Origin of the sequence: Enterococcus sp. B2E4 (assembly GCF_030499455.1) — a bacterium.
GTDB classification, from domain to species: Bacteria; Bacillota; Bacilli; order Lactobacillales; family Enterococcaceae; genus Enterococcus_D; species Enterococcus_D casseliflavus.
The window spans coordinates 1-25,990 of sequence record NZ_JAUKPK010000029.1 but is presented as its reverse complement, the minus strand read 5'-3'; the positions used below and the strand labels follow the sequence as shown (position 1 = coordinate 25,990).

Sequence of the window (25,990 nt, the reverse complement as noted above, 5' to 3'; positions counted from 1 at the left end):
TACGGTTTGCGTCCTTTGTTCGACAGAGCGATAAATCAAAATTTGTAAGTGATACAGAGGTACGAGATTTTAGACTCTTGAGCAACTTGATTCGCAATTATAACAATATGAATGTCAAAGATGGAAATTAAACTTAATGATAGGAGGGAATATTTATGTTTAACGAAGACAATACAATTGAAAAAATGGTGATCTCAACACTAACCAAAAACGGGTGGAATTTTATCTCAGCTGATGATTTACCACGGGACTTTTCGGATGTGATGGTGGAACCGATGGTTAAAGAAGCGCTAATTCGTTTGAATCCTGAAATAGCGGAAGAACCATCTCGTGCTGATGAAGTCATTTATAAATTACGTGCAATTATACTTTCAGTGCAGCATCATAACCTAATAACTCAAAACGAACTTTTTCAAAGAATGATTTTTGAAGAAAATTCATATCCTTTTGGCAAAAATGGCCGAATGATACCGATCCGTTTTTTTGGCACAATGAAAAAAGAAGATTTAGCGCTTAATGAATATGTCGTTACTAATCAATGGATTTATCCTCAGGCCGAAGGTGGAAAGAGACTTGATATTGTTTTGCTGGTTAATGGTTTCCCAATTTCAATCGGAGAGTTAAAGACCCCGGTGCGTAATGCTATAACCTGGTTAGACGCTGCAAGTGATATTTCATCATATGAAAAGAGTATTCCACAGATGTTTGTAACTAATGTATTTAATTTTGCTACTGAGGGTAGATGCTATCGATATGGTTCGGTTGGCATGCCAGTTAATATGTGGGGCCCATGGCATACTCCTGACCATAAGTCAGAGGGTAGCCTCGCTGATGTTAAAGTTAGCATAGCTGATATGATTACTCCTGAGAAGGTTATGGATATTTTTCAGTTTTTCACTCTCTTTGCTACAGATAAGAAACATGTTAAATACAAAATAATTTGCCGTTACCAGCAGTATGAAGGTGCTAATCTTATTGTACAACGTGTTATTGCGGGCTATCCAAAGCAAGGTCTTATCTGGCACTTTCAGGGTTCTGGTAAATCGTTGCTAATGGTATTTGCAGCACAAAAAATTCGCATGATCCCCGAACTTAAGAATCCTACTGTGGTAATAGTTGATGATCGACTTGATCTTGAAACTCAGATAACTGCAACATTTAATGCTTCGGATATTCCAAACCTAGTATCACTTGCGACTAAGGAAGAAGTTGAAAACTTTTTTAAGCAAGATATTCGTAAAATTGCAATAACGACTATTTTCCGATTTGGTGATGTCGAAGATGTTCTTAATCTTAGAGATAACATAATCATTATGGTTGATGAAGCACATAGAACTCAAGAAGGTGACCTCGGTGAAAGGATGCGTGCAGCACTTCCAAATGCTTTCTTCTTTGGACTTACCGGTACTCCAATTAATCGTATTGATAAGAATACTTTCCGTACATTTGGTGCAACGGAAGATAAGAGCGGATATTTGAGTCGATATACTTTCTCGGATTCCATCAGAGACAATGCAACTCTACCCTTGAACTTTGAGCCAGTTCCAGTCGAGCTTCATGTTGATAAGGATAAAATAGATACAGAATTTGATGCCTTAACTGAGACGCTCTCAGATGCAGATCGTGCTGAGCTTTCAAAACGTGTAAATATGAAAGCAATCATGTATGATCCAAAACGTATACGCAAGGTTTGCGAACACATTGTAAAACATTATAAAGAAAAAATAGAGCCTAACGGGTATAAAGGACAGATCGTTGTATACGACCGTGAGTGCTGTCTTAAGTACAAGGAAGAGCTAGATAAGCTACTCCCTCATGAAGCAACAACGATAGTAATGGATACCAATAACGATAAGGAAGATCGATATAAAAAATTTCGTCGCAGCCGTGATGAAGAAGCAAGAGTCCTTGATCAGTTCCGTGATAAGAATAACCCTCTTAAGTTAGTTATTGTTACATCAAAGCTATTAACGGGTTTTGACGCGCCAATTCTTCAAGCAATGTATTTAGATAAGCCAATGAAGGACCATAACCTTCTGCAAGCCATCTGCCGTACAAACCGTACTTTTGATGAAGGTAAAACCCATGGATTAATTGTAGACTACATTGGTATTTTTGATAATGTTGCTAAGGCGTTGGACTTTGATGAAGCTAGCATGAAAAAAGTTATCACAAATATTGAAGAAGTCAAGAAGCAGGTTCCTGCACTTCTCAGAAAATGCCTAAGTTACTTTATGGGCGTTGACCGTACCGTAGTAGGTTGGGAAGGTTTACTTGCAGCTCAGGAGTGTATTCCAACAAATAAAGATAAAGATGCATTTGCTGCAGATTATCGTGTTCTAAATAGAGCATGGGATGCTCTGTCCCCTGATCCATTTCTTGATAAGTACAAGTTTGACTATGTATGGCTAACAAAAGTCTACGAGTCAGTGAAACCCACGGATAATCGCGGCGCTCTCGTTTGGGCTGCTCTTGGTGCCAAAACAATGGAATTAGTTCACTCTAATATCGAAGTTGGCAGGGTTCATGATGATATGGATATTTTAACGCTTGATGCGGATCTAATTGACGAATTTATTCGTAAGCAGAAAGATGTTAAAAAGACAACTATGAAGGTAGAAATAGACTTAGTTGCCAAAATTCGCGAACATTCTAACGATCCAAAGTTTATTAAGTTGGGAGAGAAGCTCGAAGAGCTTCGTGAACGCCACGAACAAGGGTTAATTAATAGTATTGAGTTCTTGAAGCTCCTACTTGAACTTGCAAAAGAAGCTGCTCAAGCAGAAAAGGAAGTTGTCCCGGAAGAAGAAATTGATCGTGGGAAAGCAGCACTAACAGAACTCTTTAAAGGTGCTAAGAACGACAAAACACCCATCATTGTTGAACGCATTGTTGCTGATATTGATGACATTGTAAAGATTGTACGATTCGATGGATGGCAAAGAACAACTACCGGAAAAAATGAAGTGAAAAAGGCACTTCGTAGTGTTATCTGGATTAAATACAAGATTAAAGACAAAGAAGTTTTCGATAAAGCTTATAGCTACATCGAGCAATATTATTAGTAGGAGGTCTGCCTATGAAACAATATGCATCGTTTGAAAAGTATCTTGAAGACAAATATTATAATGATATTCACCGCGCTATCACCGGCCTCATATTTAAAAGAGGCCGGAATAACGGGTTTTATTCGTATACAGTTTTAGATCCTTCTTACTTTCAGGTGGAGGATATACATATAAAAACTGTCTCTTTCCACTCTACAGATGGAAGCAGGATTATTTTCAACGCAGCAGTTGAGGCAGATGTTATCCTAAAAGGAATGGGAAAGAGAGATTATGATGCTGATATAAAAAGCCCTTGGTACACGGTCTCTTTTACTGGTTATTTAAGTGATGGTCTTAATATGGTTACCATTACGGATGTTGATGACTATTTCGCCGATAAGTTTGATAAGAATACAACATTATCTAAATATTTGATTCCTTACCTTTATTCAGAGGACTTAGAAAAGGAAGCGGAAAAATTTCTTTACAAATACTGTAGACAAGCGCTAAATGAACCTATGCCTATTCCCCTCGATGAACTCATGTTTAATATGGGACTAGTGCTTTATGAGGCCCCGCTCCCAGATAATATATTTGGCAAAACTTATTTTGCAGAATCAACAGTTGATATATTCAACGAGGAATATGAAGTAGTAAAACAGACCGTTGAGCCAGGAACAATCCTTTTAAATCCGAACATTTTCTTCATGCGGAATATAGGATCTCGTAATAATACAGTTGTACACGAATGTGTGCATTGGGACCGTCATGATAAGTTTTTTGAAATGCAGAAGTTGTTAAATAGTGATCTGACTTCTTTAACATGTGGGATTACTGAGCAAAGAGGGCTTAAGAATAATGGGATTGAAGGTGCGCTTCAGTGGATGGAATGGCAAGCTAATGCTTTGACTCCTCGCATTCTACTACCTGCAAACACGACAAGAAAAAAACTAAAAGAAATATTGCTACGTCTACATATTGAAAATTCAGAGAGATCTGATTCAGATATTATGGAAGAAGCAATCGAAGAGTTGGCAGATTTTTTTGCAGTTTCAAAGTTTGCAGCAAAACTCCGCGCCATCGAACTTGGCTTTTCGCAGGCACAAGGGGTTTGGAATTATCTAAACGGCACCTATTTACCTAGTTTTTCATTTAAGGCAACTGCTCTCAATAAGGATGAAAGTTATATCATCGATATAAGAAATGCCTGTTATGAGGCAAGTTTTGATGTCAGCTTTAAAGCTAACCTTGAGAAAGGCGACTTTATTTATGTTGACTATATGTACTGTATCAATGATGAAAAATACGTAGAAAAATCTGCAGATGGGAAATGCACCCTAACATCTTATGCTAGACAGCATGTCGATGAATGTTGTATTAAATTTAAGCAAAAATTTAAAATAACAAAAACACAAGGCGATGCCTATTATACCCAATGTTCCCTTTGCAGAGATATAGATGCATCTTCTTATTGTGAATGTACTTACATTGAAGATGAAGATAATCAAGACGTAGTACAGCGTGCAATAGAATTGAAAAAACTAAAAGAAGAAGGAGAACGCATTACAGGAATATTACGATCACTACCGATGTCTTTTTCAGGGACTCTGGATGCCCATATGAAGCGTCTTAAAAAAGAAGATGGTACAAAGATGACTAATCTTGAGTTAGCGCTTAGAACAGGATTAAGTGATCGATATATTCAAGACCTTCGCAAAGAAGAAAAAAATGTAAGTTATGAAACTGTATGTGCCATTTGTATTGGGCTTCACCTACATCCCAAATTCAGTAACGATCTCATTAAGAAATCACGCAATGATTATCCATTAACAGAAGAAGGTTACTTTGGTCAGTTTCTCATCGAACATCACTATATGGAAACACTAGATTTATGTAATGAAAAGTTAAGAGAAATGGGCTATAAAACGTGGGGCAAGGATTTATAAAAAAGTAAAAAATATTTTGGCCAAAACCGGAACTCTTACTTCTGGTTTTGATTACGTAATTGCAAGGCTTTATGACCAATAATGGTTGTAAAGTCTTTTTTTTACGCCCAAAAACCGGAACTCGCAGTTCTGCGAAGTAAATCTTGTTTCAAATTATGATGTTAATAGAAGCTGAAAACTTCTATTAAACCAGTCTCAAAGTCCGAGATGCGCATTAGGACGGCGGGATGCATAGAGAGTTCAGAACACAGTGATAGAGACTGTGTTTGGAATGAAGATGCACCCACCGTAATTTCGTGCGCTCTTTTTTAGGACAAGCGAAGTTTGTGGTCATCTTATCCGCAGGCTCTTTTGCATTCCGCCACCCATTACTGGGACGGAAAGGAATGCAAAATGAAAATACGAGTTTTATATGAAGACAACATCAAAAACGGTCACAAGAACTACACCACAATTGAAATTCCAGATGGAGATTACAGCGTCATGCTGGATATGGACTATGAACAACGTCTTGCAGAAGCAAAGCCTGAAAAGAAGGCAGAGGTGAAACGCTGCGAGACTCTACAAGAAATGTTCGATCTCATGAACAACAAGGAATATAACCATTGGCGTCGATACCATAGGCATCTTGGCAATCCCAAGACACTTTATCGAAAAGATGATGAGGTTGAAATAGATGTCATGGATACTTTCTCTGATAACTCTCAGGAGATAGAACGCAATCACCAAGATGAGTATGAGTCTGTCTGCCAATGGATACGTACTGCTCTTGGTAAAAAGCAGGACTGGGCAGATATGTTCATTGCAGTACGTATTGACGGCATGTCGATTCGAGAATATGCCAGTTCTATCGGTGCAAGTGAGAACAACATTACCCAGAAGTTAAAGCGAGCTACACAAAAATTAAGAAAAGAAATTGAAAACCGTCAGATTTGACCTTCTCCCAAGGCTACTAGGTAGGAGGTCAAGACCTCCAAAAAATACAAGGAGGTAATTCGAATGGAATTACAAGTTTACAAAAATGCAGAGTTCGGCTCTGTACGTACCACAACGATTGGTGGTCAACCTTATTTTGTTGGTAAGGATGTAGCTGAAATACTTGGCTACTCAAACACAAAGGATGCTATTTCATCCCATGTTGATGATGAGGACAAGACTATCATCCAAAGGTCGGAAATAACGACCTTTGAAATTCCAAACAGGGGCTTAACAGTCATCAACGAATCTGGTCTGTACAGTCTCATCCTCTCAAGCAAGATGCCAAATGCTAAAAAGTTTAAGCGATGGGTGACAAACGAAGTCCTCCCTGCCATTCGTAAACACGGACTCTATGCTACGGATGATTTAATCGCAAATCCTGACCTTGCCATTGCTGCATTTACTGCACTAAAAGTGGAACGAGAAAAGAACAAGGAATTGATGGCAGCTGTTGCGATTGGTCAGCAACAAATTGCCGAGATGAAACCCAAGGCTACTTATTATGATGTGGTTCTTAAATGCAGGGATGCGGTCAACATTTCTGTAATTGCCAAAGATTACGGCTGGAGTGCCATGCGCATGAACGAATACCTTCATGAAAAAGGGATTCAGTTTAAGCAAGCTGATATTTGGCTTCTCTATCAAAAGTATGCTCCCAATGGATATACAAAAACCAACACTCACATTTATGAAGATAGCAAAGGTATAAAGCATACGAAAGTGCATACCAAGTGGACACAAAAAGGCAGACTCTTTATCTATGAACAGCTAAAGGCGGATGGTATTTATCCTCAGATTGAGATGGAGGTGTGATATGGGAATCAATAAATTCAATGCAGAAGGATATCATGACCCAACTCCCCATAAAGCACTTAGCAATATCACTCGTGAGGAAAAGGCAGCAGCAAAAGCTGCCTTTAAGCCCCTTGTCTATATTTGCTCTCCATTTAGTGGCGATATCGAAAACAACAATAAGCGCACACGAGCATTTTGCCGTTTTGCTTTAGATAAGGGCAATATTCCGCTTGCTCCTCACCTTCTATTTCCACAGTTCATGGATGACAGCAATGAACAGGAACGCGACCTGGCTATTTTCATGGATATTATCCTGATGGGCAAATGCCAAGAAGTCTGGGTTCTAGGTGATGTGATTTCAAGGGGAATGAGTATTGAAATTGAAAAAGCAAAGAAACGCAGACAGCCGGTTAGATACTTTAATAAAGATTTTGAGGAGGTAGAGTCTCTATGAAGATAGCATACGGCAATAGCCGAATGGATAAAAAGTGGAAAAACACAGACATCAGCTGGGAGGCCTTCTGCTCCCGTGTTAAGACCACACAGCGTACCACCGAGACCGTAGAAGAATATCGAAAAATGAGAAAAGGTGGCCAAGACTCCATTAAAGATGTCGGGGGTTTTGTCGGCGGTCACTTAAAAGATGGTAGACGTAAAAAAGGGAATGTTCTATCACGCTCCATGCTCACCCTTGATATGGATTATGGTACGAGTACTATCTGGGAAGAAATCTCTACCTTCTTCCCTTATCAGTGTTGTATTTATTCTACTCATAAGCATACTCCAGAACATCCAAGACTAAGGCTCATCATTCCTCTCTTCCGTGATGTGGGAGAGGAAGAGTATGCAGCCGTTAGTCGCATGGTCGCAAAAGAAATAGGCATCGATCTTTTTGATGATACAACCTATGAACCAGAACGTTTAATGTATTGGCCGTCTACTTCAAGAAACGGTATTTTTGTGTATGAGGAAAAAGATGGCTCTCTCTTAGATCCCGATGTGTTTCTAAACAAATACGATGATTGGCGAGACACCAGTACTTGGCCCGTATCCTCCAGGCAGTCAGAAGTTATTGATCGCTCATTAAAAGAACAAGCCGATCCGCTGTCTAAGGAAGGAGTCATCGGTACTTTTTGCCGTACCTACTCAGTAAGCAGTGCGATCGATATGTTCTTAAAGGATATATACGAGCCTTCAGCAATGACTGGTCGCTATGATTATATCCCAGCAGATTCTAGTGCCGGGGTCATCCTCTATGATGATAAGTTTGCCTATTCCCACCACGCAACAGACCCTGCAAGTGGGAGACTGCTTAATGCTTTTGACCTTGTTCGTATTCATAAGTTTGGTCATTTAGATGATCGAGCGACAGAAAGCACACCACCAAGTAAACTACCATCCTTTATCAACATGTGCGAATTTGCCATACAAGATGATGAAGTAAAGGCACAGTTTACAAAAGAGCGGATGGAGCAGGCCACAATTGATTTTACGGAGGATAATTGGCAGACAGCACTTGAACTGGATAAGCAAGGAAAGATTAAAGACACCTTGGACAATATCGTTCTCATCATCCGTAACGATTCAGAACTAGAATCTATTGCTTTTAATAAGCACCGTGATGGAATCGATGCAAGAGACGGACTACCTTGGGAGCAAATGAAGGGCGGCTGGAATGATTCAGATAATGCAGCCCTTAAAGTTTATCTGTCTAATAAATATGGCATCTACTCCCCAACCAAAACAAAGGATGCCATATTAGCAGTCGCAGCAGAGCGATCCTATCATCCTATAAAAGAATACCTGGATCATCTACCAGAGTGGGATGGAACCGATCGCGTTGAGACCTTACTGATTGATTATTTTAATGCAACAGATAATTCCTATACCAGAGCCGTTACTAGAAAAATGATGGTGGCAGCAATCGCTAGAATTGTTCATCCTGGTACGAAATTCGACAGCGTTTTAATTCTGAATGGACCACAAGGCATCGGTAAGTCTACCTTCTTTGCAAAACTTGCAGGTGATTGGTTTTCCGATAGTTTAACCCTCACCGATATGAAAGACAAAGCAGGCCCTGAAAAACTTCAAGGATACTGGATCTTAGAACTGGGCGAACTAGCTGGCATGCGAAAAACCGATGTGGAGGTTGTGAAATCCTTTATTTCAAGATCCGATGATAAATACCGTGCCAGTTATGGGGTGAATGTTGAAAGCCACCCACGTCAATGTATCATTGTCGGCTCTACCAATGCAGAAAGTGGATTTTTGCGAGACATCACGGGTAACCGAAGATTCTGGCCAGTGCGTATTAGTGGTGATGGTAAAAGAAAAGCATGGCAGATGTCCGTATACGATGTAGAGCAGATTTGGGCAGAAACTTTGGTGCTTTATGCCAAAGGTGAAAAGCTCTATTTAGAGGGTAGTGATGTAGAGTTGGCAACGAATGAGCAGGCAGATGCCATGGAGAGTGATGAGCGAGAAGGGCTTGTTCGCACTTACCTCGATACGCTTTTACCCGATGATTGGAGTGCCTTGTCCTTATACGAGCGAAGAAACTACCTAAACGGTAGTGAATTTGGTGGGGAATCCCGTGTCGGTACGGTAGAACGCACCCTTGTTTGTAATATGGAAATTTGGTGCGAATGCTTTGGAAGGGATGCCTCCGCCATGAAGCCTGCGGACTCCTATGCTATTGCAGGCATTATGAAAAGGATTAATGGGTGGAACAAGTACCAAGGGAACAAGAACGGAACAAGTAATTTTCCCATTTACGGTAGACAACGTTGTTACGAGAAAAATGAGTAAGGTCGTTCCTTGTTCTTTAGTTGTTCCTTATGCTTGTTCTCTTAAAAACCCAGTCATTACCGATGTTTTGGCTTTACTGGAATGAGTGGAACAAGAGTTTTACTACTTAGTAATAAATTAATAAATAGTAGTAGTAAAGCATCGTGAGCGTGTGTATGCGCGCGTATAGGAAAAAACGCTAAAAGTTGTGCTTGTTGTTCCTGATGAATTGTTGGAGGTCATTTATGCAAGAAAAATATATAGAACAAAAACTGGTAGCGACAGTAAAAAGCATGGGAGGTATGGCACCGAAATTTGTGAGTCCTGGTATAGATGGCATGCCCGATCGTATTGTGTTACTCCCCATGGGAAGAATCGCTTTTGTCGAATGTAAGGCGACAGGAAAAAAGATGCGACCTTTACAGAAAAAAAGAAAGAAGCAATTAGAGGCATTAGGCTTTCTAGTTTATTGCCTAGATGATATAGAACAGATTGGAGGGATACTTAGTGAAATACAAGCCACATGAATACCAAAGCTATGCCACTGAATTCATTTTATCCCATCCCATATCTGCAGTATTTCTTGAAATGGGTTTAGGTAAAAGTGTGATTACCTTATCTGCCATATTTGATTTGTGTTTAGATAGCTTTCTAGTATGTAAGGTGTTAGTGATTGCGCCTTTAAGAGTAGCAAGGGATACATGGCCAGCAGAAATCAATAAGTGGGATCACTTAAAAGGACTCTCTTACTCGGTGGCAGTGGGAACGGAAAAAGAAAGAATCGATGCTCTCAAGAAACAATCAACGCTATACATCATCAATCGTGAGAACGTGGATTGGTTGGTTCACAAAAGTGGTATTCCTTTTCAATTTGATATGGTGGTCATTGATGAGCTGTCATCCTTTAAGTCTTATGGCGCAAAGCGGTTTAAGAGTCTCCTCAAAGTTAGACCCTCAGTAAAAAGAATAGTCGGTCTTACCGGAACTCCCTCCAGTAATGGATTGATGGATTTATGGGCTGAATTTCGAATTCTTGATTTGGGTCAAAGGCTAGGACGCTACATTAGCCATTACCGAAATACCTATTTTAAGCCAGATAAGCGAAACGCACAGATTATATTTTCTTATAAACCACTGCCCGGTGCTGAAGAGGAAATCTACAAACAAATATCAGACATCACCATTTCTATGAAATCTACCGATTATCTCACCATGCCTGAATACGTTAGCAATGAAGTGTTTGTCACTTTAAGTGATAAGGAATGGAAGGTCTATTCAGATTTTAAGGACGACATGGTTGCGAATTTAGGTGATGAAGAAATTGATGCGGTTAATGCGGCCGTCCTTTCTGGAAAACTGCTACAGATGGCAAATGGTGCAGTATACGATAGCGAAAATAAAGCTCATGTGATTCATGACAAAAAGCTAGATGCCTTGGAAGATTTAATCGAAGGAGCGAATGGAAAACCGGTCCTTGTTGCTTATTGGTATAAGCATGATTTAGAACGAATTAAAGATCGATTTCCGGTCAGACAAATCCAGTCATCAAAGGATATTGAGGATTGGAATGATGGCAAGATACCCATTGCTGTTATTCATCCAGCCAGTGCAGGTCATGGTCTTAATCTTCAAAGCGGTGGTTCAACGCTTATCTGGTTTGGTCTGACCTGGTCCCTAGAGCTGTATCAACAAACTAATGCAAGACTTTATAGGCAGGGTCAAAAGGATACAGTTATTGTTCACCACATCATCACCAAAAACACCATCGATGAAGACGTACTGCTTGCACTCACAAAAAAGGAGAAAACTCAAGATACCTTAATTGATGCGGTAAAGGCGAATTTAGAGGTGATGCGATGACAGAACCTTATCAAGATTTAGCCAATGCCATTATTTTGATGGCTGTTAAGGATTATAGAGATGCCTTAAAGAAACTAAAAAAACGGCCTAAATATGGACCGGCACAAGATATAAAAAACGAGGTGGAGAGGTTCTTCCGCTCTGATTGGTATAGAGAACTTACCTCTGTTGATGGGAATGTCCTAATCAAAAAGCTACAAGCGGAGGTGAGCGAGTAATGAAAGCAAAAGAATATTTACATCAAGCCTATAGGCTAGATAAACGAATCCAATCCAACATTGAGGAAATGGAAAGGCTAAGGGAACTATCGACCAGTGTTTCCTCCCCCAGCTGGGGCGAGAGAATACAGACACAACGGCATACCGATGCTTTGTTTGTCAGATACCTAGAGCGAATTGAAGAACTTCAAATCAAGATTAATGATGAGGTAGATCATCTTGTAGCACTGAAAGCAGAGATTCGAGATGTGATTAATAAAGTAACGGATATCGATGAACGCATGGTGTTACGTTACCGTTATGTTCATAACTTTACTTGGGAGCAGATTGGTGATGAATTAAATGCTGATAAGAGTACCATTCGCAGATGGCATGGCAATGCTTTAAATCATGTTGTCGTACCTGAGAATCCAATTGTTATTCAAAAGTTGAACAGCAATGAGCACTTTTGAGCAGAGATAAGCACCTCGTCTTTATGTTACATTATAATCAGCAAGATAGAATATTTACCAAGCCTTGTGGGCCATGCCCTGCAGGGCTTTTTCTATGCCCAGAAAGTGAGGTGATGAGGTGCCAAGAAAACCGAAACGACCATGCAGTACACCCGGTTGTCCAAACTTAACCGATGGTCAGTACTGTGATGACCATAAATTAATAGAACGTAGACGCTATGACAAATATCATCGCTCAAGTGATGTCAACAAAAAGTATGGCAGAGCTTGGAAAAGAATCCGTGACCGCTATGCACGAGAACATCCCCTATGTGAGATGTGTAAAGAGGACGGCAGACTAACTCCCACTGATGAAGTGCATCATATCCTTCCTGTTTCTCAAGGTGGTACACACGATAGAAGTAATTTGATGTCTTTATGTAAATCCTGTCACAACAAGATTCATTTAGAACTCGGTGATCGACAGATTCGTAGCTGACCCAAGGGGGAGGTCAAATCTCTAGACCTCTTATGGCGGACAACGGCCTGGGGCTTCGCGTGTAAAAATCAGAAATCAAAGGGGGTATTAATGACTTTTAGGAAAGTGGGGTGAAAAACATGGCAAAAGACGGTACAGCAAGAGGCGGTCAGCGTGTTGGTGCAGGAAGAAAATCAAAGGCTCTAACCGACAAAATTGCTGATGGCAGATTAAATGGAGCCATGGTACTGCCAGAGCCAACGGATATGGAAGGTGCAGATGTGCCAGCTGTAAAAGATTATTTAAAGGCTACTCAGAAAAATGGCAAAGACCTCTGTGCAGAAGATATTTATATCGAAACTTACAAGTGGCTGAAAGATCGTGGCTGCGAAATGTTAGTAAACAACCAGCTAATCGAGCAGTATGCCATGAGTGTTTCTCGTTGGATTCAGTGTGAAGAGTGTATTTCAGAATATGGCTTTCTAGCAAAGCATCCAACCACTTCAGCTGCCATCGCATCACCTTATGTTGCGATGAGTCGTGAATACATGAAACAGGTCAATCAATGTTGGTATCAGATTTACCAGATTGTGAAGGAAAACTGCTCTGTGGAGTTCGGTGGAAGAAGTCCACAAGACGATTTGATGGAGCGCTTATTATCTGCTCGGAAAGGAAAATAAAATGAAAAAATATAGAACGTGTGAAAGTGTATGTAAAGGTCATCCTGATAAATTATGTGACCTTATTTCAGATAGCATTTTAGATGCGTGTTTAAGAAAAGATAAATCCTCTCGTGTTGCTTGCGAGGTGATGGCAACCAAAGGACATATCATTGTTGCTGGTGAGATAACCTGCTCAAAGAGAATTGATATTAGAGGTGTTGTCCGCCGTGTTCTGACAGAGGTGGGCTACAATCCTAGAAAGTTTTTAGTCTTTGTCTATGTCCATCAACAAAGTAAAGATATCGCAGGTGGTGTGGATAGGGCCTTGGAATCTCGTGAGGGTGATACGTCATGGTATTCCATGTTAGGAGCAGGTGACCAAGGCACCGTTTATGGCTATGCCACCAATGAAACCAGTGAGAAACTACCTCTCCCCTTAGTCTTATCCCATGCCATTTGCGAAAAGCTAGATAAGGTGATGAAGAATGGTCTCATTAAAGATATTGGCCCAGATGGTAAGGCTCAAGTGACTGTGGAATATGAAGATGATAAACCAAAACGAATTAAGACCATCGTTGTCTCTGTTCAACACAGTGCAGATAAAGATTTAGATGTTTTGCGAAATGAAGTCATCGCTCAGGTGCTGTGGCCAGTCTTTGAAAAATATCCATTTGACGATGAAACTGAGATCCTTATTAATCCAAGTGGACGATTTGTTGAAGGAGGACCAGCAGCAGATACCGGTCTTACGGGAAGAAAAATCATGGTTGATACCTATGGCGGACTCGCCGCTCATGGTGGCGGTGCATTTTCAGGCAAAGACCCGACAAAAGTAGACCGTAGTGGTGCCTATATGGCAAGGGCAATTGCAAAGAATATCGTTCGATGTGGTTTTGCTAAGCGATGCCAGGTAGCGATTTCCTATGCAATTGGAAAAGCAGATCCGGTTGCTCTTGAGATTGATACCTTTGGAACAGGCACGGTGGAAGAAAGTATCCTTTGTCGTGCAGTGCTAGATGTATTCAATCTAAGACCTGCAGCCATTATCGAAAAGCTAAATCTGACGGATGTTATTTATGCAGATACAGCTATTTACGGCCATTTCAGATATGGCTTAAGCTCGTGGGAATTTTTGGATTGCTATACAGAACTAAGGGAGGCGGTAAACAAATATGTTGATTGAAAAGAAGAACACAAAAGACCTCATCCCTGCAACATACAATCCTCGTAAAGATTTGAAACCAGGAGATGCAGAATACGATAAATTAAAACGCTCCATTGAACAATTTGGTTATGTAGAGCCGGTTATCTGGAATAAGGTGACCGGCCATGTTGTTGGTGGGCATCAAAGACTAAAAGTTCTCATCGATATGGGCATAACAGAAGTTGAATGTGTCATTATCGAGATGGACGAAGAGAAAGAGAAAGCACTCAACATCGCACTCAATAAAATCAGCGGTGATTGGGACAAGGATAAATTGGCTCTTTTAATTGCAGATTTACAAGGTGTAGATTTTGATGTTTCTCTAACTGGGTTTGACCCTAAAGAACTGGATGACTTATTCAAGGACACACTAAAAGAGGGTATCCACGATGATGACTTTGATGTGGAGACAGAATTAAAAAAGCCTGCCATCTGCAAGCTTGGTGATATCTGGACGCTTGGCAGACACAGGCTTATCTGTGGCGATTCCACCAAGAAAGAAACATATGATGTGTTGATGAATAAAAAGAAGGCAAATCTGTGTGTAACAGACCCTCCCTACAATGTGAATTATGAAGGTGCTGCAGGGAAAATCAAAAACGACCACATGGAAAATGATGCCTTCTACCAGTTCCTCTTAGATGCTTTTATCAACATCGAAGAAGTGCTGGCAGACGATGCTTCTATTTATGTATTCCATGCCGACACCGAAGGGTTTAACTTTAGAAAAGCCTTCTCGGATGCCGGTTTTTATTTGTCTGGCTGTTGCATATGGAAAAAGGACTCCCTTGTACTGGGGCGTTCTCCTTATCAATGGCAGCACGAACCAGTGCTGTTTGGCTGGAAAAAGAAAGGCAAGCATCAGTGGTATACGGGCAGGAAAGAAACCACCATCTGGGAATTTGATAAGCCAAAGAGAAACGGTGACCATCCTACGATGAAACCTATTCCTCTACTCGCCTATCCGATTTTGAACTCCTCGATGACTAACACAATTGTGCTAGATCCTTTTGGCGGCAGTGGTAGTACCTTAATTGCTTGCGAGCAATCAGAGCGCATTTGCTATACAGCAGAACTCGATGAAAAGTTTTGCGATGTCATTATCAAACGCTACATTGAACAGGTCGGTTCCTCTACAGAAGTTAGTGTCCAAAGGGATGGGCTGAGCTACAACTATGATGAATTAAGAGATATTGATTTGTAGGGTGATGTTGTTTGGTATACACAGATTGAAGGTTATTATTTAGCCTGATTTCTACACCTAAAAAGCGAGAAATAGCTTGCTATCGTAGTGGTTTAGAGTGATATATGTACATACCAAAACAAAGGAGGTTTTGTACATGGTCATTAAATATAACGTAACAGGAACAGACCGAAAAAGGCTAGTCACAGCACTGAGCAAGCTTACAGGTGTGAAAGCAAAGTATCTAGGAATGCCTAGCATGGCTTACAGTGCTGCCTGGGACTCAAAGCACAAAGTGATCCTTGAAAAAGGAAAATCTTCAAGGGTTCTGTTTACCATGCAGGAAATGCAAGACGGAGGTGAACCATTCTAATGGAACGACTAAAAGGCAAGAAAATCATGGTGTGGACTTTTATGGGAAATGCACGAATGTATGAAGCTTTAGAGAAATACGGAGACCGGATTGACACCATCGGTCTTTTTTCTTTTAAGGTACGAGCTACAGGTGAAATTGTTGAGAGTGGTGTCACCATCAGCAGTATGCTCCCCTACATCAACCGTTATCGCCACATCAAATGGCTACTGACCATCGCCAATGATGGTGCAAACAGTATCTTTAGAGCCCTAAGAGATAATACGAACGGTGCTCAAGAGTTGTTTCTATCAGAGATTATTCGCATCATGGAGAAGTATCCTTGGTGTGATGGTATTGATATTGACCTTGAAAAAGGCGATGACTATTCTACGCATGCAGAATCAACCGCCATGTTTCGCAATATTTACAACACTATCAAAGGCTATGATTCTAGCAAGCTTATGAACATCTGTCTTCCGGGAATGACGAGTGTCAACGGATCAGTAGGTGGCGAGAACTGGTGTGTATATGGTGACCTCTCCCCTTATTGTGATACGGCCTCTATCATGAGTTATGGCATGGCTTGGGCAGGCTCTGCGCCTGGTCCTGTTTCTCCTAGAAGTTGGCTTGAAGGTATTTATGATTATGCCGTTACCGTTATGGATCCGGATAAGATTTTCTTAGGTATGCCTGCATACGGTTGGAATTGGCAAATTTATGATACACCTGAAAACTTAGGAAAAGCCTATCGAGGAACGTCTCATACCTACTATGCTGCAAAATACTGGATGACAGGAGTCTACAATTTCACAGACGATGCTCCTCCTCAACCTTTCATTCCAATCGTAGCTTACTGGGATGATGATAATAAAGTGCCTTGGGCATTGCCGCATGTCTACGATTATATGGAAGGAAGAGATGCCACTCGCTATAGCTATCCACTCTTATCTGCAAGCTACAATGGCAGACAGTATCTGACGGCCTATGGCAAACAACAAAAGTCAGCCTTTGGAACTGTTTATGTGGATCATGATGCCATGCCGGATAGTTATTCTGGTGTTGTTTCTGTTTCTAATAGCGTCACAACACTGGGGGATGAAGGTGCGGCAACCTATCATTTTACGCTTGCTCAGGCAGGTACTTATGATGTAGCAGTAAAGCTAGGCTTTCCATTTTGGGATAAGAATAATATTCATATCTCCCTTGATGGAAATGAAGTAGATTTTTCTGAAAACAGACTGTGGTGGCCTTATTGGAGAACGACTTTCTGGGCGGTGCTAAAAAAAGGAGTGAGCCTTTCTGCAGGAACACACACCATCACTATTTCGCTTGGGGCAAAGGGTGTACAGTTTTATGGATTTAGAGTCTGTTCTTCATTTTCTGAGGAGCCAACAGTTGGTGAAGCAGAATATACCCTAGCTCCTAGACATTTCAAGGATGTAAATGGTGATATGGTAGGACCTGCAACTGGTTTTAAGTTGACGCTTGAAATGCTTAGAAGAAAAGCAGATTCTGCCCTTGTGTGGTATGAGGATTTTAGAGATGATAACCCTCTCCCCCAAAGCTACTGGACAACATTATCAGGCGAATGGAGTGTTTGGCAAGATACAAGCAGTTCGATGAATAGACCCTATTCCCAACTGGAGGGTAAGGGGCAGTTAGCATGGAACTACAACAATTTTTCAGATATCCATTTAAGGGCGCAGATTATTTTTCCTGAGACCTTTAGTGGCGAGGCAGGTGTTTTTATTGGAACGATTTATTGTTGCTTTAATTATGATAACCAGCGTATTGAACTGTATGAAGGTTCTACTTTAAAAGGTAGTTATGCCACCAGCTTTTCAAAAACATCGGCCGCGAACATTCGATCGAATCCAAGCTTTTACACTCTAGAAATTCGAAAGCGTGGCAATCAAGTGCGGGTCTATTCCTCTGCATCTAATACACTGCGCTTTACAGCCACTTGCTCGGATGTGACAGGGTATGCAGGTATTCGTTCGGATAATAAAGTCCATTGCCAGTTGCTTCGCTTAGGCGATGCTTGGACCTATGAGCCTTATGAACGCTTTGACGTGCTTATGCCAGATGGAACATTTAAAACTTATGGTCGGCTATCAAGAAGTAACTGTTCTTGGGATGATGAGTTTCAAGTGTTTACTTTAACAGCAGATCTTGAAGAATCAGCCACAAGAAGTGAAAGCATCTCCCTAGATTATGATTTTTTTCATTCAGATATGATGCCATCCATCCAGTGCGGAAAGGACTACAGTGTCACCATCATTCCAAGGGATATCAACATCTGGATATCTCGTCTTTTCTTAGGTGATGGTGACGGATTTTCCATTCTTTATTATCAGGATGTGGATAGCCTTGTGTACTGGGCAAATGAAGCAGCTTATCGGTGGAAACTTCGAGGCATGTGTATGTGGTCACTAGGGCAGGAGGATTTAAGACTCTGGGAGTGGCTACCAAAACAAATAGAGTAATCAAAGGAACATCTGCAAAAGTAGGTGTTCTTTTTATTTCAACAAAAGGAGGACTTTTAAATGAAAGAAATATGGAACTGGATCCAAGTTGTGATAACAGCAATCGGTGGATTCTTCGGATGGTTTTTAGGAGGAGCAGACGGTTTTTTATATGCGCTACTAGTCTTTGTAGTCATCGACTATCTAACAGGTGTCTTATGTGCAATCGCTGATAAGACCCTATCAAGTGAAGTGGGATTTATCGGAATCAGCCGTAAAGTGCTGATTTTTGTTTTAGTGGGTGTGGCCAATATTTTAGATGTTTATGTGATTGGTGATGGAAGCGTACTAAGAACAGCGATTGTTTTCTTCTACTTATCAAATGAGGGAATTTCGCTGTTAGAAAATTCAGCTCACCTTGGACTACCTATCCCTGAAAAACTAAAAGATGTATTAGAACAGCTCCATAACAAGAGCGATAAGGAGGAATAATCATGAAAACTAAAGGAATCGATATTAGTACGTGGCAAAAACCAAGTCAGATAAACTATGACCAACTTGCAAAAGAGGTTGATTTTGTCATTCTACGTGCAGGATACACCGGTCACGGTACAGGAGTGAGTTTACACAAAGATGATGCTTTTGAGCAACACTACAAAGCCTTTCACGAGAGAGGTATTCCTATCGGTGTTTACTGGTACAGCTGTGCCAATACCAAAGCCAAGGGCATAGCAGAAGCGAAGAAATGCCTAGAAATTATCAAAGGCAAGACCATCTCCTACCCTGTATTTATTGATACAGAGGATAATTATCACCAGCGACCAAGTGGCAAGAAAGCCATTACCGATGCTTTAGTAGGCTTTTGTGAAACCATAGAAAATGCTGGTTATTATGCCGGCATCTATGCGTCTAGTTCTTGGTTTCAAGATTTAACAGAACTGGATCGTCTAGAACCTTATGATTTCTGGGTCGCTCAGTGGTCCAGTAAAGAACCGACTCTTCGTCATGGTATCTGGCAGTACACAAGCAAAGGTAAACTAAGTGGTTATTCAGGTAACCTAGATATGAATTATGCCTATAAAGATTACAAAGCGATTATCCAAAGTGCAGGGCTTAATCATCTTGGTAAAGAAGAAAATATACCTGCTCCTACAGAAAAGAAATCGGTTGAGACGCTGGCCAAGGAAGTCATTCAAGGCTTGTGGGGTAATGGTGAAGAACGAAAGAAACGCTTAACGGATGCAGGCTATGATTATGTGGCAGTGCAATCAAAGGTCAATGAAATGCTATCTAGTAAAAAGTCTATTGATGCCATCGCAAAGGAAGTCATCCGTGGCGATTGGGGTAACGGACAAGAAAGAAAAAACAAACTGACAAAAGCCGGTTATGACTACATTTCGGTACAAAAAAGGGTCAATGAACTCTTGAAATAAGAACTAGTAAGATTGCCTATCAAGGAGTATTTCTCTTTGGTAGGCAATCTTTTTTTCTAAACCGTCAGATTCTATTACCTCCCGTGGCTACTAGGTAGAGGGCAACAAATAAATCGCCCTTTGGAAAGAGGTGATGGATATGAAACACAATCTCAAAATTAGTGTTTCTAAGAAACCACAGACAGGCGGACTTGTTACCTACCGTAATGTGTCCGTAAGGGAACGAATTCTTCGCTTTCTTTTAGGGAGTAAACAGCGTGTAACGATTGTGATCCCTGGAGATAGCATCGAGGAACTATCTATCTGTGAAATGACGAAAGGAGGTACTGACCTTGAGCAAAATAAAATTACTGCTTGAAGTGGTCAATGATATGCGAAGTCTTGCTGACAGCATACAGGCAGTTTGCGATGCGATGACAGAAGGAGATCCTGCTCCAGGTGCAAAAGCTGCCACTGAACAAGAACCAGTAAAAGAGCCGGATATCCCACTTGAAAAAGTGCGTATGGTACTTGCTGAAAAGAGCCAGATTGGGTTTACTGCCGAAGTGCGAGGACTCATTCAGAAGTATGGTGCAGACAAGTTAAGTGCTGTTGATAAGGCGTATTATTCTGACATCTTGAAAGATGCGGAGGAGCTTGGGAATGGGTAATCATGCAATATTATCTGCATCCTCATCCCACAGGTGGCTTAACTGCCTACCCTCTGCAAGACTTGAACTGGAGTTTGAAGACCAAAGTGGTGAGGCAGCAAAAGAAGGCACAGCGGCTCATGACCTGTGTGAACACAAACTAAAAAAGGCACTTCATATGAGAAGTCAGCGACCTATCTCTGAGTATAACTCTGATGAGATGGAGGAATGTACAGATGCTTACGTTGACTTCGTTATGGAGCAGGTGGAACTTGCAAGAAAGTCTTGCACAGATCCTATCGTTCTTATTGAACAACATCTTGACTTCTCTTGTTATGTTCCAGATGGTTTTGGGACAGGAGACTGTGTAATCATTTCAGATGACAGACTTCACATCGTAGACTTTAAATATGGACTGGGTGTGCTAGTTGATGCAGTGGACAATCCACAGATGAAGCTCTATGCCCTAGGAGCACTTGGAATCTATGATCACCTGTACGACATTAAAGAAGTGTCCATGACGATCTTTCAGCCTAGAAGAGAAAATGTCAGCACCTGGACAATACCGGTGGAAGAACTAAAAGGATGGGCGGAAGAGGAACTAAAGCCCAGAGCTGACAAAGCCTTCAACGGTGAGGGTGAATACATCCCCGGTCCATGGTGTACGTTTTGTAAAGCGGCAAACAGATGTCGAGCCAGAGCCGAAGAAAAGCTAAAACTTGCAGAGAAAGAATTCAAGATGCCACCTCTGCTGACGGATGCTGAGATAGAAGAAATCTTACTTATTCTTCCCGACCTTACCAAGTGGGCGAATGAAATAACAGCCTATGCCACTGATGCAGCAGTCAATCACGGTAAAGAGTGGAACGGTTTTAAAGTTGTGGAAGGTCGCTCGGTTCGCAAGTACAAAGATGAAGGAGCCATTGCAGAAAAAGCCGTGGCAGGTGGATATAAGGACATTTACAGAAAGAGCCTTATTCCGCTGACAGAGATGCAAAAACTGATGGGTAAATCCAAATTTGAGGAACTCCTCGGTGACCTCATTTACAAACCACCGGGTAAGCCGACTCTTGTTCCAAACTCAGATAAAAGACCGGCAATGAACGTAGCAGATGCTAAAAACGAATTTAACGAAATTATGGAGGATTAAATATTATGGCAAATATGCAAAACAAGACAAAAGTTATCACAGGTGTAAACTCAAGATTTTCTTACTTCCACGGTTGGGAGCCTATATCCATTAATGGTGGTGCGGAAAAGTACAGCGTATCCGTCCTTATTCCAAAGGATGACAAGGAAACCATTAATGCTATCCATGCAGCAGTTGATGCTGCCATAGAGGAAGGTATCGCAAAGTTTGGTGGTAAGAAACCTAATAAAGCTGCTATTAAACTACCACTGCGTGATGGAGATGTAGAGCGTGATGATGAGGCTTATAAAGGCCATTACTTCATCAATGCAAATAGCAAGACAGCGCCACAGATTGTAGATAAAAGTGTTAAGCCGATACTGGATCGTAGTGAGGTGTACAGCGGTTGTTATGGCAGGGTTTCACTTAACTTCTATGCCTTCAACTCAAATGGTAATAAAGGTGTAGCTTGTGGCCTTGGTAACATTCAAAAAATTAGAGACGGAGAACCTCTAGGTGGTAAGACTTCTGCAGTAGATGATTTTACGACTCTTGTAGATGATGACTTCCTTGCCTAATAGAAACAATAAACTTGACGGTGGTGGAGGACTTCCCTCTGCCACCTTTTTCATTTAGGAAAGGTGGTAGCTATGAAAAACTTAGAAATTGATATAGAAACCTATTCATCTACCAATCTACAAAAGAGTGGTGTTTATCGTTACGTAGAAGCAGATGATTTTGAGGTGATGCTGTTTGGTTATGCGGTTGACGGTGATGAAATTAAGGTCATCGATTTGATGAATGGAGAAAAGATTCCAAAAGAAATCCTAGATGCCTTAACCGATGAAACCATTACGAAGTGGGCATTTAATGCTCAGTTTGAGCGAGTATGCCTTTCACGTTATTTGGGCTATCCCACTGGGACTTATCTAAATCCTTCCTCATGGAAATGTTCCATGGTTTGGTCTGCCTATATGGGTTTACCTCTTTCTTTAGAAGGTGTAGGTGCAGTGCTAGGACTTGAAAAGCAAAAGCTGACGGAGGGTAAAGACCTGATACGATATTTTTGTCTTCCATGTACTCCAACAAAAATAAATGGTGGTAGAACCCGTAACCTACCCACTGATGAAATCGATAAATGGCAGCAGTTTAAAGTATATAACAAACGTGATGTGGAGGCAGAAATACAGATACAACAAAGATTGATTAAGTTTCCAGTACCAGAGGACATCTGGGATGAGTATCATCTCGACCAAGAAATCAACGATCGAGGCATAAAGGTGGATATGGATTTTGTTAAGCAGGCCATCGCCATGGATGACATATCTCATGAAAAACTACTAACCGTCATGCAGCAGATAACAAATCTGGATAACCCAAACTCAGTACAACAGATGAAAGACTGGCTTTTCGAAAACGGTCTAGAGATGGAGACACTCGGCAAAAAGGCGGTTGCAGAGAAACTTAAGGAAACAGACGGAGAGCTAAATGAAGTTCTTTCGCTCCGTCAGCAACTGGCAAAATCCTCGGTAAAGAAATATACAGCAATGGAAAATGCGGTTTGTGCAGATTCTCGCGCCAGGGGAATGTTTCAGTTTTATGGAGCTAACAGAACCGGTCGCTTTGCCGGTAGGCTTGTGCAATTGCAAAATCTCCCTCAGAACCATATGCCAGATTTAAAAGAGGCGCGAACTATTGTCAGAAATGGTGATGTTGAAACACTAGAACTGCTCTATGAAGATATACCCGATACACTCTCACAACTAATTCGTACAGCCTTTGTACCAAAAGAAGGTCATAAGTTTATTGTGGCTGACTTTTCAGCCATTGAGGCTCGTGTGCTTTCATGGCTTGCAGGTGAGACATGGCGAACGGATGTATTTGCTAGTGGTGGTGATATCTACTGTGCATCTGCCTCACAGATGTTTGGTGTTTCCGTTGAAAAGCATGGTGTGAACGGTCACTTGAGACAGAAGGGTAAAATTGCTGAATTGGCACTTGGCTATGGTGGCTCTGTTGGTGCATTAAAAGCCATGGGAGCGTTAGAGATGGGGCTTGAAGAGGAAGAATTAAAACCGCTTGTGAATGCCTGGAGAATGTCTAATCCCAATATCACACAGTTCTGGTGGGATGTAGATCGAGCGGCTAAACAATGCGTGAAGGAAAACAAATCACAGGAAACCCATAGCATCGAGTTTCATTGTTTTAGTGGCATGCTTTTTATTGTTCTTCCCTCAGGTAGACGTTTAGCTTATGTAAAACCTCGAATTGGTGAGAATCAGTTTGGTGGTGAGTCCGTGACCTATGAAGGAGTAGGAGGAACAAAGAAATGGGAGCGTCTTGAAAGTTACGGTCCTAAGTTTGTAGAGAATATTGTTCAAGCCATATCCCGTGATATTTTAATGTATTCAATGAAGATGCTTAGTACTTATTGTATTGTGGCTCATGTCCATGATGAAGTCATTATTGAAGCCGATCCTCAAATATCGGTTACTGAAATATGTAAACAAATGAGTCAAGTGCCACCTTGGGCAAAAGGGCTGCTCCTTGATGCCGATGGCTATGAATGTGACTTTTATCAAAAAGATTAAAGAAATCATCAGATTTCACCTCCTGCCGTGGCTACTAGGTAGGAGGTGTTTTTCTATGAACATTTTTGAAGTAAAAGATGGTTGTCCATTAAAGGGCAAGACCGAGCAGATGACAGAGGAAGAATTACAACAGGAATATGACTTTCACATAGCAGAGAGCATTGTCGCAAACCTATATAAAGAAGGCAAAATCACAGCGGATGAATTACACAAAATATCAGCCTTGAACAGGCAGAAATTCTCTCCCCGTTTAGCCGAGATTATGTCTTAAAAGGCTTGCTATTAATAGCTTTTAGAGTGATGTATGTAATGGGCGAAAGCGAGGTGAGATGATGAAAATTATAACAAAAATAGATAAACTGCTCCGAGGACAACTACCTAATACGAAACTTAGGGTTGCCGCCTATGCTAGAGTCTCAACCGATAGTGATGAACAACTTGAAAGCCTTAAAGCACAGCGTGAACACTATGAGCGCTATATTAAGTCTAATCCTGAATGGGAGTTTGCTGGTCTTTATTATGACGAAGGGATCTCCGGCACCAAGATGGAGAAACGGACTGAACTGCTCCGCATGATACGAGATTGTAAGCAAGGTCGGATAGATTTTATTATCACCAAATCAATCAGCCGCTTTGCACGTAATACAGTAGATTGCCTAGAGTTAGTAAGAAAGCTGATTGATATCGGTGTTTACATTTATTTTGAAAAAGAGAATCTAAATACGGGTGATATGGAAAGTGAGCTGATGCTTTCTATTCTTTCAGGATTTGCTGCAGAAGAGTCTGCATCTATTTCACAAAACTCAACATGGTCCATTCAAAAGAGATTTCAAAACGGCAGTTATGTAGGTACTCCACCCTATGGCTATACCAATATAGATGGTGAAATGGTAATCGTTCCAGAAGAAGCTGAAATCATCAAACGTATTTTTGCAGAAAGCCTTTCAGGGAAAGGTGGAAGCACAATAGCAAGAGGTTTGAACAAAGACAAAATCCCTGCAAGTCGAGGTAATCACTGGAGTGCTGGCACGGTGATAGACATGCTTCGAAACGAAAAATACATGGGCGATGTCCTACTACAAAAGACCTACACCGACAGTAACTACAACCGCCATCCGAATACAGGTGAAAAAGACCAGTATTACTACAAGGACAATCATGAGCCTATTATAAGCAGAGAAGACTTTGCTAAGGCACAAGATCTCATCGATGAAAGAGCCAAGATTAAGTGTAAGGGCGTGAAAAAGAACGTTTATCTCAACCGATATGCTTTAAGTGGCAAGATCGTCTGTGGAGAATGTGGTCGCAATTTTAGGAGAAAGACAAACTACTCAGCTGGTAGGAGTTACATTGCTTGGAGTTGCATCGGTCATATCGAAGACAAAGAGAGTTGCTCCATGTTGTTCTTGCGAGATGGGGAAATCAAAGCCACATTTACAACCATGATGAATAAGCTTGCTTTCAGTAACAAGCTAATCCTAGAGCCACTTTTCAAATCAATTAGCCAAATCGATGAAGAAAGCGACCGTGAAAGAATGGACGCTATTGATAAGCAAATGGAGCAACTCATGGAAGAACGCAACACCCTTATTACACTGATGGCCAAAGGTTTCCTGGAGCCTGCTCTTTTTAATCAGGAACGAAATGTTTTAGATAGTGAGATGAAAAATCTTTCAACCGAAAAAACAAACCTTGTATCAAATTCCGCGAGTGGGATTTTACGAGCAAACGAGATAAAGGACCTCATTGATTACGTGTCAGCAGATAATTTTAATGGTGACTACACGGAAGAACTATTT

24 protein-coding genes are annotated in these 25,990 nt (G+C 41.0%); all 24 read left to right on the top strand.

The genetic code is table 11. The features are described from left to right. Window positions 1–155: 155 nt before the first annotated feature. Window positions 156–3,065 (top strand): type I restriction endonuclease subunit R, encoded by a 2,910-nt coding sequence (locus Q1X33_RS15865; protein ID WP_301969822.1) that lies wholly within the window; start codon window positions 156–158, stop codon window positions 3,063–3,065. A gap of 14 nt (window positions 3,066–3,079) precedes the next feature. Beyond that, window positions 3,080–4,993, top strand: coding sequence for a hypothetical protein (locus tag Q1X33_RS15860; protein WP_301969821.1), 1,914 nt, complete (start codon window positions 3,080–3,082; stop codon window positions 4,991–4,993). A gap of 393 nt (window positions 4,994–5,386) precedes the next feature. Then, on the top strand, window positions 5,387–5,929 hold the full coding sequence (locus Q1X33_RS15855; RefSeq protein ID WP_301969820.1) for an RNA polymerase sigma factor: 543 nt from the start codon (window positions 5,387–5,389) through the stop codon (window positions 5,927–5,929). A 63-nt stretch (window positions 5,930–5,992) separates the two neighbouring features. Next, window positions 5,993–6,784 carry a phage antirepressor KilAC domain-containing protein gene (locus tag Q1X33_RS15850; protein WP_301969819.1) on the top strand — a complete coding sequence of 264 codons (792 nt, stop codon included), beginning with the start codon at window positions 5,993–5,995 and terminating at the stop codon, window positions 6,782–6,784. Between the two features lies 1 nt (window position 6,785). Beyond that, on the top strand, window positions 6,786–7,220 hold the full coding sequence (locus tag Q1X33_RS15845) for a DUF4406 domain-containing protein (RefSeq protein ID WP_301969818.1): 435 nt from the start codon (window positions 6,786–6,788) through the stop codon (window positions 7,218–7,220). Next, on the top strand, window positions 7,217–9,574 hold the full coding sequence (locus tag Q1X33_RS15840; RefSeq protein WP_301969817.1) for a virulence-associated E family protein: 2,358 nt from the start codon (window positions 7,217–7,219) through the stop codon (window positions 9,572–9,574). The genes Q1X33_RS15845 and Q1X33_RS15840 overlap by 4 nt, the downstream gene beginning before the upstream one ends. 224 nt (window positions 9,575–9,798) lie before the next feature. Beyond that, window positions 9,799–10,080 carry a VRR-NUC domain-containing protein gene (locus Q1X33_RS15835; RefSeq protein WP_301969816.1) on the top strand — a complete coding sequence of 94 codons (282 nt, stop codon included), beginning with the start codon at window positions 9,799–9,801 and terminating at the stop codon, window positions 10,078–10,080. Continuing rightward, window positions 10,061–11,413, top strand: a complete 1,353-nt coding sequence (locus Q1X33_RS15830; protein WP_301969815.1) for a DEAD/DEAH box helicase — start codon at window positions 10,061–10,063, stop codon at window positions 11,411–11,413. The genes Q1X33_RS15835 and Q1X33_RS15830 overlap by 20 nt, the downstream gene beginning before the upstream one ends. Further along, the gene (locus Q1X33_RS15825; RefSeq protein ID WP_127722888.1) at window positions 11,410–11,631 is read left to right on the top strand and encodes a hypothetical protein; all 222 of its coding nucleotides are present in this window, start codon (window positions 11,410–11,412) and stop codon (window positions 11,629–11,631) included. The genes Q1X33_RS15830 and Q1X33_RS15825 overlap by 4 nt, the downstream gene beginning before the upstream one ends. Further along, window positions 11,631–12,083, top strand: a complete 453-nt coding sequence (locus Q1X33_RS15820; RefSeq protein WP_003762700.1) for a DUF1492 domain-containing protein — start codon at window positions 11,631–11,633, stop codon at window positions 12,081–12,083. The genes Q1X33_RS15825 and Q1X33_RS15820 overlap by 1 nt, the downstream gene beginning before the upstream one ends. A 118-nt stretch (window positions 12,084–12,201) precedes the next feature. Then, window positions 12,202–12,561: an HNH endonuclease gene (locus Q1X33_RS15815; RefSeq protein ID WP_301969814.1), complete on the top strand. Its 360-nt coding sequence runs from the start codon at window positions 12,202–12,204 to the stop codon at window positions 12,559–12,561. Window positions 12,562–12,680: 119 nt separating this feature from the next. Next, entirely contained in the window at window positions 12,681–13,220 is a 540-nt protein-coding gene (locus tag Q1X33_RS15810) for a P27 family phage terminase small subunit (RefSeq protein ID WP_301969813.1), read from the top strand. A 1-nt stretch (window position 13,221) separates the two neighbouring features. After that, complete coding sequence (gene metK / locus Q1X33_RS15805; protein ID WP_301969812.1) at window positions 13,222–14,385, top strand: methionine adenosyltransferase; 1,164 nt, start codon at window positions 13,222–13,224, stop codon at window positions 14,383–14,385. Next, window positions 14,375–15,610: a site-specific DNA-methyltransferase gene (locus Q1X33_RS15800; protein WP_301969811.1), complete on the top strand. Its 1,236-nt coding sequence runs from the start codon at window positions 14,375–14,377 to the stop codon at window positions 15,608–15,610. The genes metK and Q1X33_RS15800 overlap by 11 nt, the downstream gene beginning before the upstream one ends. 136 nt (window positions 15,611–15,746) lie before the next feature. Further along, window positions 15,747–15,962, top strand: coding sequence for a hypothetical protein (locus Q1X33_RS15795; protein ID WP_301969810.1), 216 nt, complete (start codon window positions 15,747–15,749; stop codon window positions 15,960–15,962). After that, window positions 15,962–18,430 carry a glycosyl hydrolase family 18 protein gene (locus Q1X33_RS15790; RefSeq protein WP_301969809.1) on the top strand — a complete coding sequence of 823 codons (2,469 nt, stop codon included), beginning with the start codon at window positions 15,962–15,964 and terminating at the stop codon, window positions 18,428–18,430. Before Q1X33_RS15795 ends, Q1X33_RS15790 begins: the two co-directional genes overlap by 1 nt. A gap of 60 nt (window positions 18,431–18,490) precedes the next feature. Continuing rightward, window positions 18,491–18,901 (top strand): holin family protein, encoded by a 411-nt coding sequence (locus tag Q1X33_RS15785; protein ID WP_204652653.1) that lies wholly within the window; start codon window positions 18,491–18,493, stop codon window positions 18,899–18,901. 2 nt (window positions 18,902–18,903) lie between these two features. Beyond that, on the top strand, window positions 18,904–19,842 hold the full coding sequence (locus tag Q1X33_RS15780; RefSeq protein WP_301969808.1) for a GH25 family lysozyme: 939 nt from the start codon (window positions 18,904–18,906) through the stop codon (window positions 19,840–19,842). Between the two features lie 332 nt (window positions 19,843–20,174). Further along, window positions 20,175–20,492 carry an rRNA biogenesis protein rrp5 gene (locus tag Q1X33_RS15775; protein ID WP_301969807.1) on the top strand — a complete coding sequence of 106 codons (318 nt, stop codon included), beginning with the start codon at window positions 20,175–20,177 and terminating at the stop codon, window positions 20,490–20,492. Further along, entirely contained in the window at window positions 20,485–21,621 is a 1,137-nt protein-coding gene (locus Q1X33_RS15770) for a DUF2800 domain-containing protein (RefSeq protein ID WP_104410839.1), read from the top strand. Before Q1X33_RS15775 ends, Q1X33_RS15770 begins: the two co-directional genes overlap by 8 nt. A gap of 5 nt (window positions 21,622–21,626) precedes the next feature. After that, window positions 21,627–22,178 carry a DUF2815 family protein gene (locus tag Q1X33_RS15765; RefSeq protein WP_073127410.1) on the top strand — a complete coding sequence of 184 codons (552 nt, stop codon included), beginning with the start codon at window positions 21,627–21,629 and terminating at the stop codon, window positions 22,176–22,178. A 72-nt stretch (window positions 22,179–22,250) separates the two neighbouring features. Then, on the top strand, window positions 22,251–24,191 hold the full coding sequence (locus tag Q1X33_RS15760) for a DNA polymerase (RefSeq protein WP_301969806.1): 1,941 nt from the start codon (window positions 22,251–22,253) through the stop codon (window positions 24,189–24,191). Window positions 24,192–24,246: 55 nt separating this feature from the next. Next, window positions 24,247–24,462, top strand: coding sequence for an SHOCT domain-containing protein (locus Q1X33_RS15755; protein ID WP_301969805.1), 216 nt, complete (start codon window positions 24,247–24,249; stop codon window positions 24,460–24,462). A 61-nt stretch (window positions 24,463–24,523) separates the two neighbouring features. Further along, a partial coding sequence (locus Q1X33_RS15750; protein ID WP_301996804.1) for a recombinase family protein occupies window positions 24,524–25,990 on the top strand: 1,467 nt, incomplete at its 3' end.

Bases quoted from the DNA above. Each gene is read 5' to 3' on its own strand.
- Q1X33_RS15855 (WP_301969820.1), top strand. From the start codon at position 5,387: ATGAAAATACGAGTTTTATATGAAGACAACATCAAAAACGGTCACAAG.
- Q1X33_RS15790 (WP_301969809.1), top strand. From the start codon at position 15,962: ATGGAACGACTAAAAGGCAAGAAAATCATGGTGTGGACTTTTATGGGA.
- Q1X33_RS15835 (WP_301969816.1), top strand. From the start codon at position 9,799: ATGCAAGAAAAATATATAGAACAAAAACTGGTAGCGACAGTAAAAAGC.
- Q1X33_RS15840 (WP_301969817.1), top strand. From the start codon at position 7,217: ATGAAGATAGCATACGGCAATAGCCGAATGGATAAAAAGTGGAAAAAC.
- metK (WP_301969812.1), top strand. From the start codon at position 13,222: ATGAAAAAATATAGAACGTGTGAAAGTGTATGTAAAGGTCATCCTGAT.
- Q1X33_RS15760 (WP_301969806.1), top strand. From the start codon at position 22,251: ATGAAAAACTTAGAAATTGATATAGAAACCTATTCATCTACCAATCTA.
- Q1X33_RS15845 (WP_301969818.1), top strand. From the start codon at position 6,786: ATGGGAATCAATAAATTCAATGCAGAAGGATATCATGACCCAACTCCC.
- Q1X33_RS15780 (WP_301969808.1), top strand. From the start codon at position 18,904: ATGAAAACTAAAGGAATCGATATTAGTACGTGGCAAAAACCAAGTCAG.
- Q1X33_RS15850 (WP_301969819.1), top strand. From the start codon at position 5,993: ATGGAATTACAAGTTTACAAAAATGCAGAGTTCGGCTCTGTACGTACC.
- Q1X33_RS15755 (WP_301969805.1), top strand. From the start codon at position 24,247: ATGAACATTTTTGAAGTAAAAGATGGTTGTCCATTAAAGGGCAAGACC.
- Q1X33_RS15810 (WP_301969813.1), top strand. From the start codon at position 12,681: ATGGCAAAAGACGGTACAGCAAGAGGCGGTCAGCGTGTTGGTGCAGGA.
- Q1X33_RS15860 (WP_301969821.1), top strand. From the start codon at position 3,080: ATGAAACAATATGCATCGTTTGAAAAGTATCTTGAAGACAAATATTAT.
- Q1X33_RS15795 (WP_301969810.1), top strand. From the start codon at position 15,747: ATGGTCATTAAATATAACGTAACAGGAACAGACCGAAAAAGGCTAGTC.
- Q1X33_RS15785 (WP_204652653.1), top strand. From the start codon at position 18,491: ATGAAAGAAATATGGAACTGGATCCAAGTTGTGATAACAGCAATCGGT.
- Q1X33_RS15825 (WP_127722888.1), top strand. From the start codon at position 11,410: ATGACAGAACCTTATCAAGATTTAGCCAATGCCATTATTTTGATGGCT.
- Q1X33_RS15800 (WP_301969811.1), top strand. From the start codon at position 14,375: ATGTTGATTGAAAAGAAGAACACAAAAGACCTCATCCCTGCAACATAC.
- Q1X33_RS15770 (WP_104410839.1), top strand. From the start codon at position 20,485: ATGGGTAATCATGCAATATTATCTGCATCCTCATCCCACAGGTGGCTT.
- Q1X33_RS15820 (WP_003762700.1), top strand. From the start codon at position 11,631: ATGAAAGCAAAAGAATATTTACATCAAGCCTATAGGCTAGATAAACGA.
- Q1X33_RS15865 (WP_301969822.1), top strand. From the start codon at position 156: ATGTTTAACGAAGACAATACAATTGAAAAAATGGTGATCTCAACACTA.
- Q1X33_RS15765 (WP_073127410.1), top strand. From the start codon at position 21,627: ATGGCAAATATGCAAAACAAGACAAAAGTTATCACAGGTGTAAACTCA.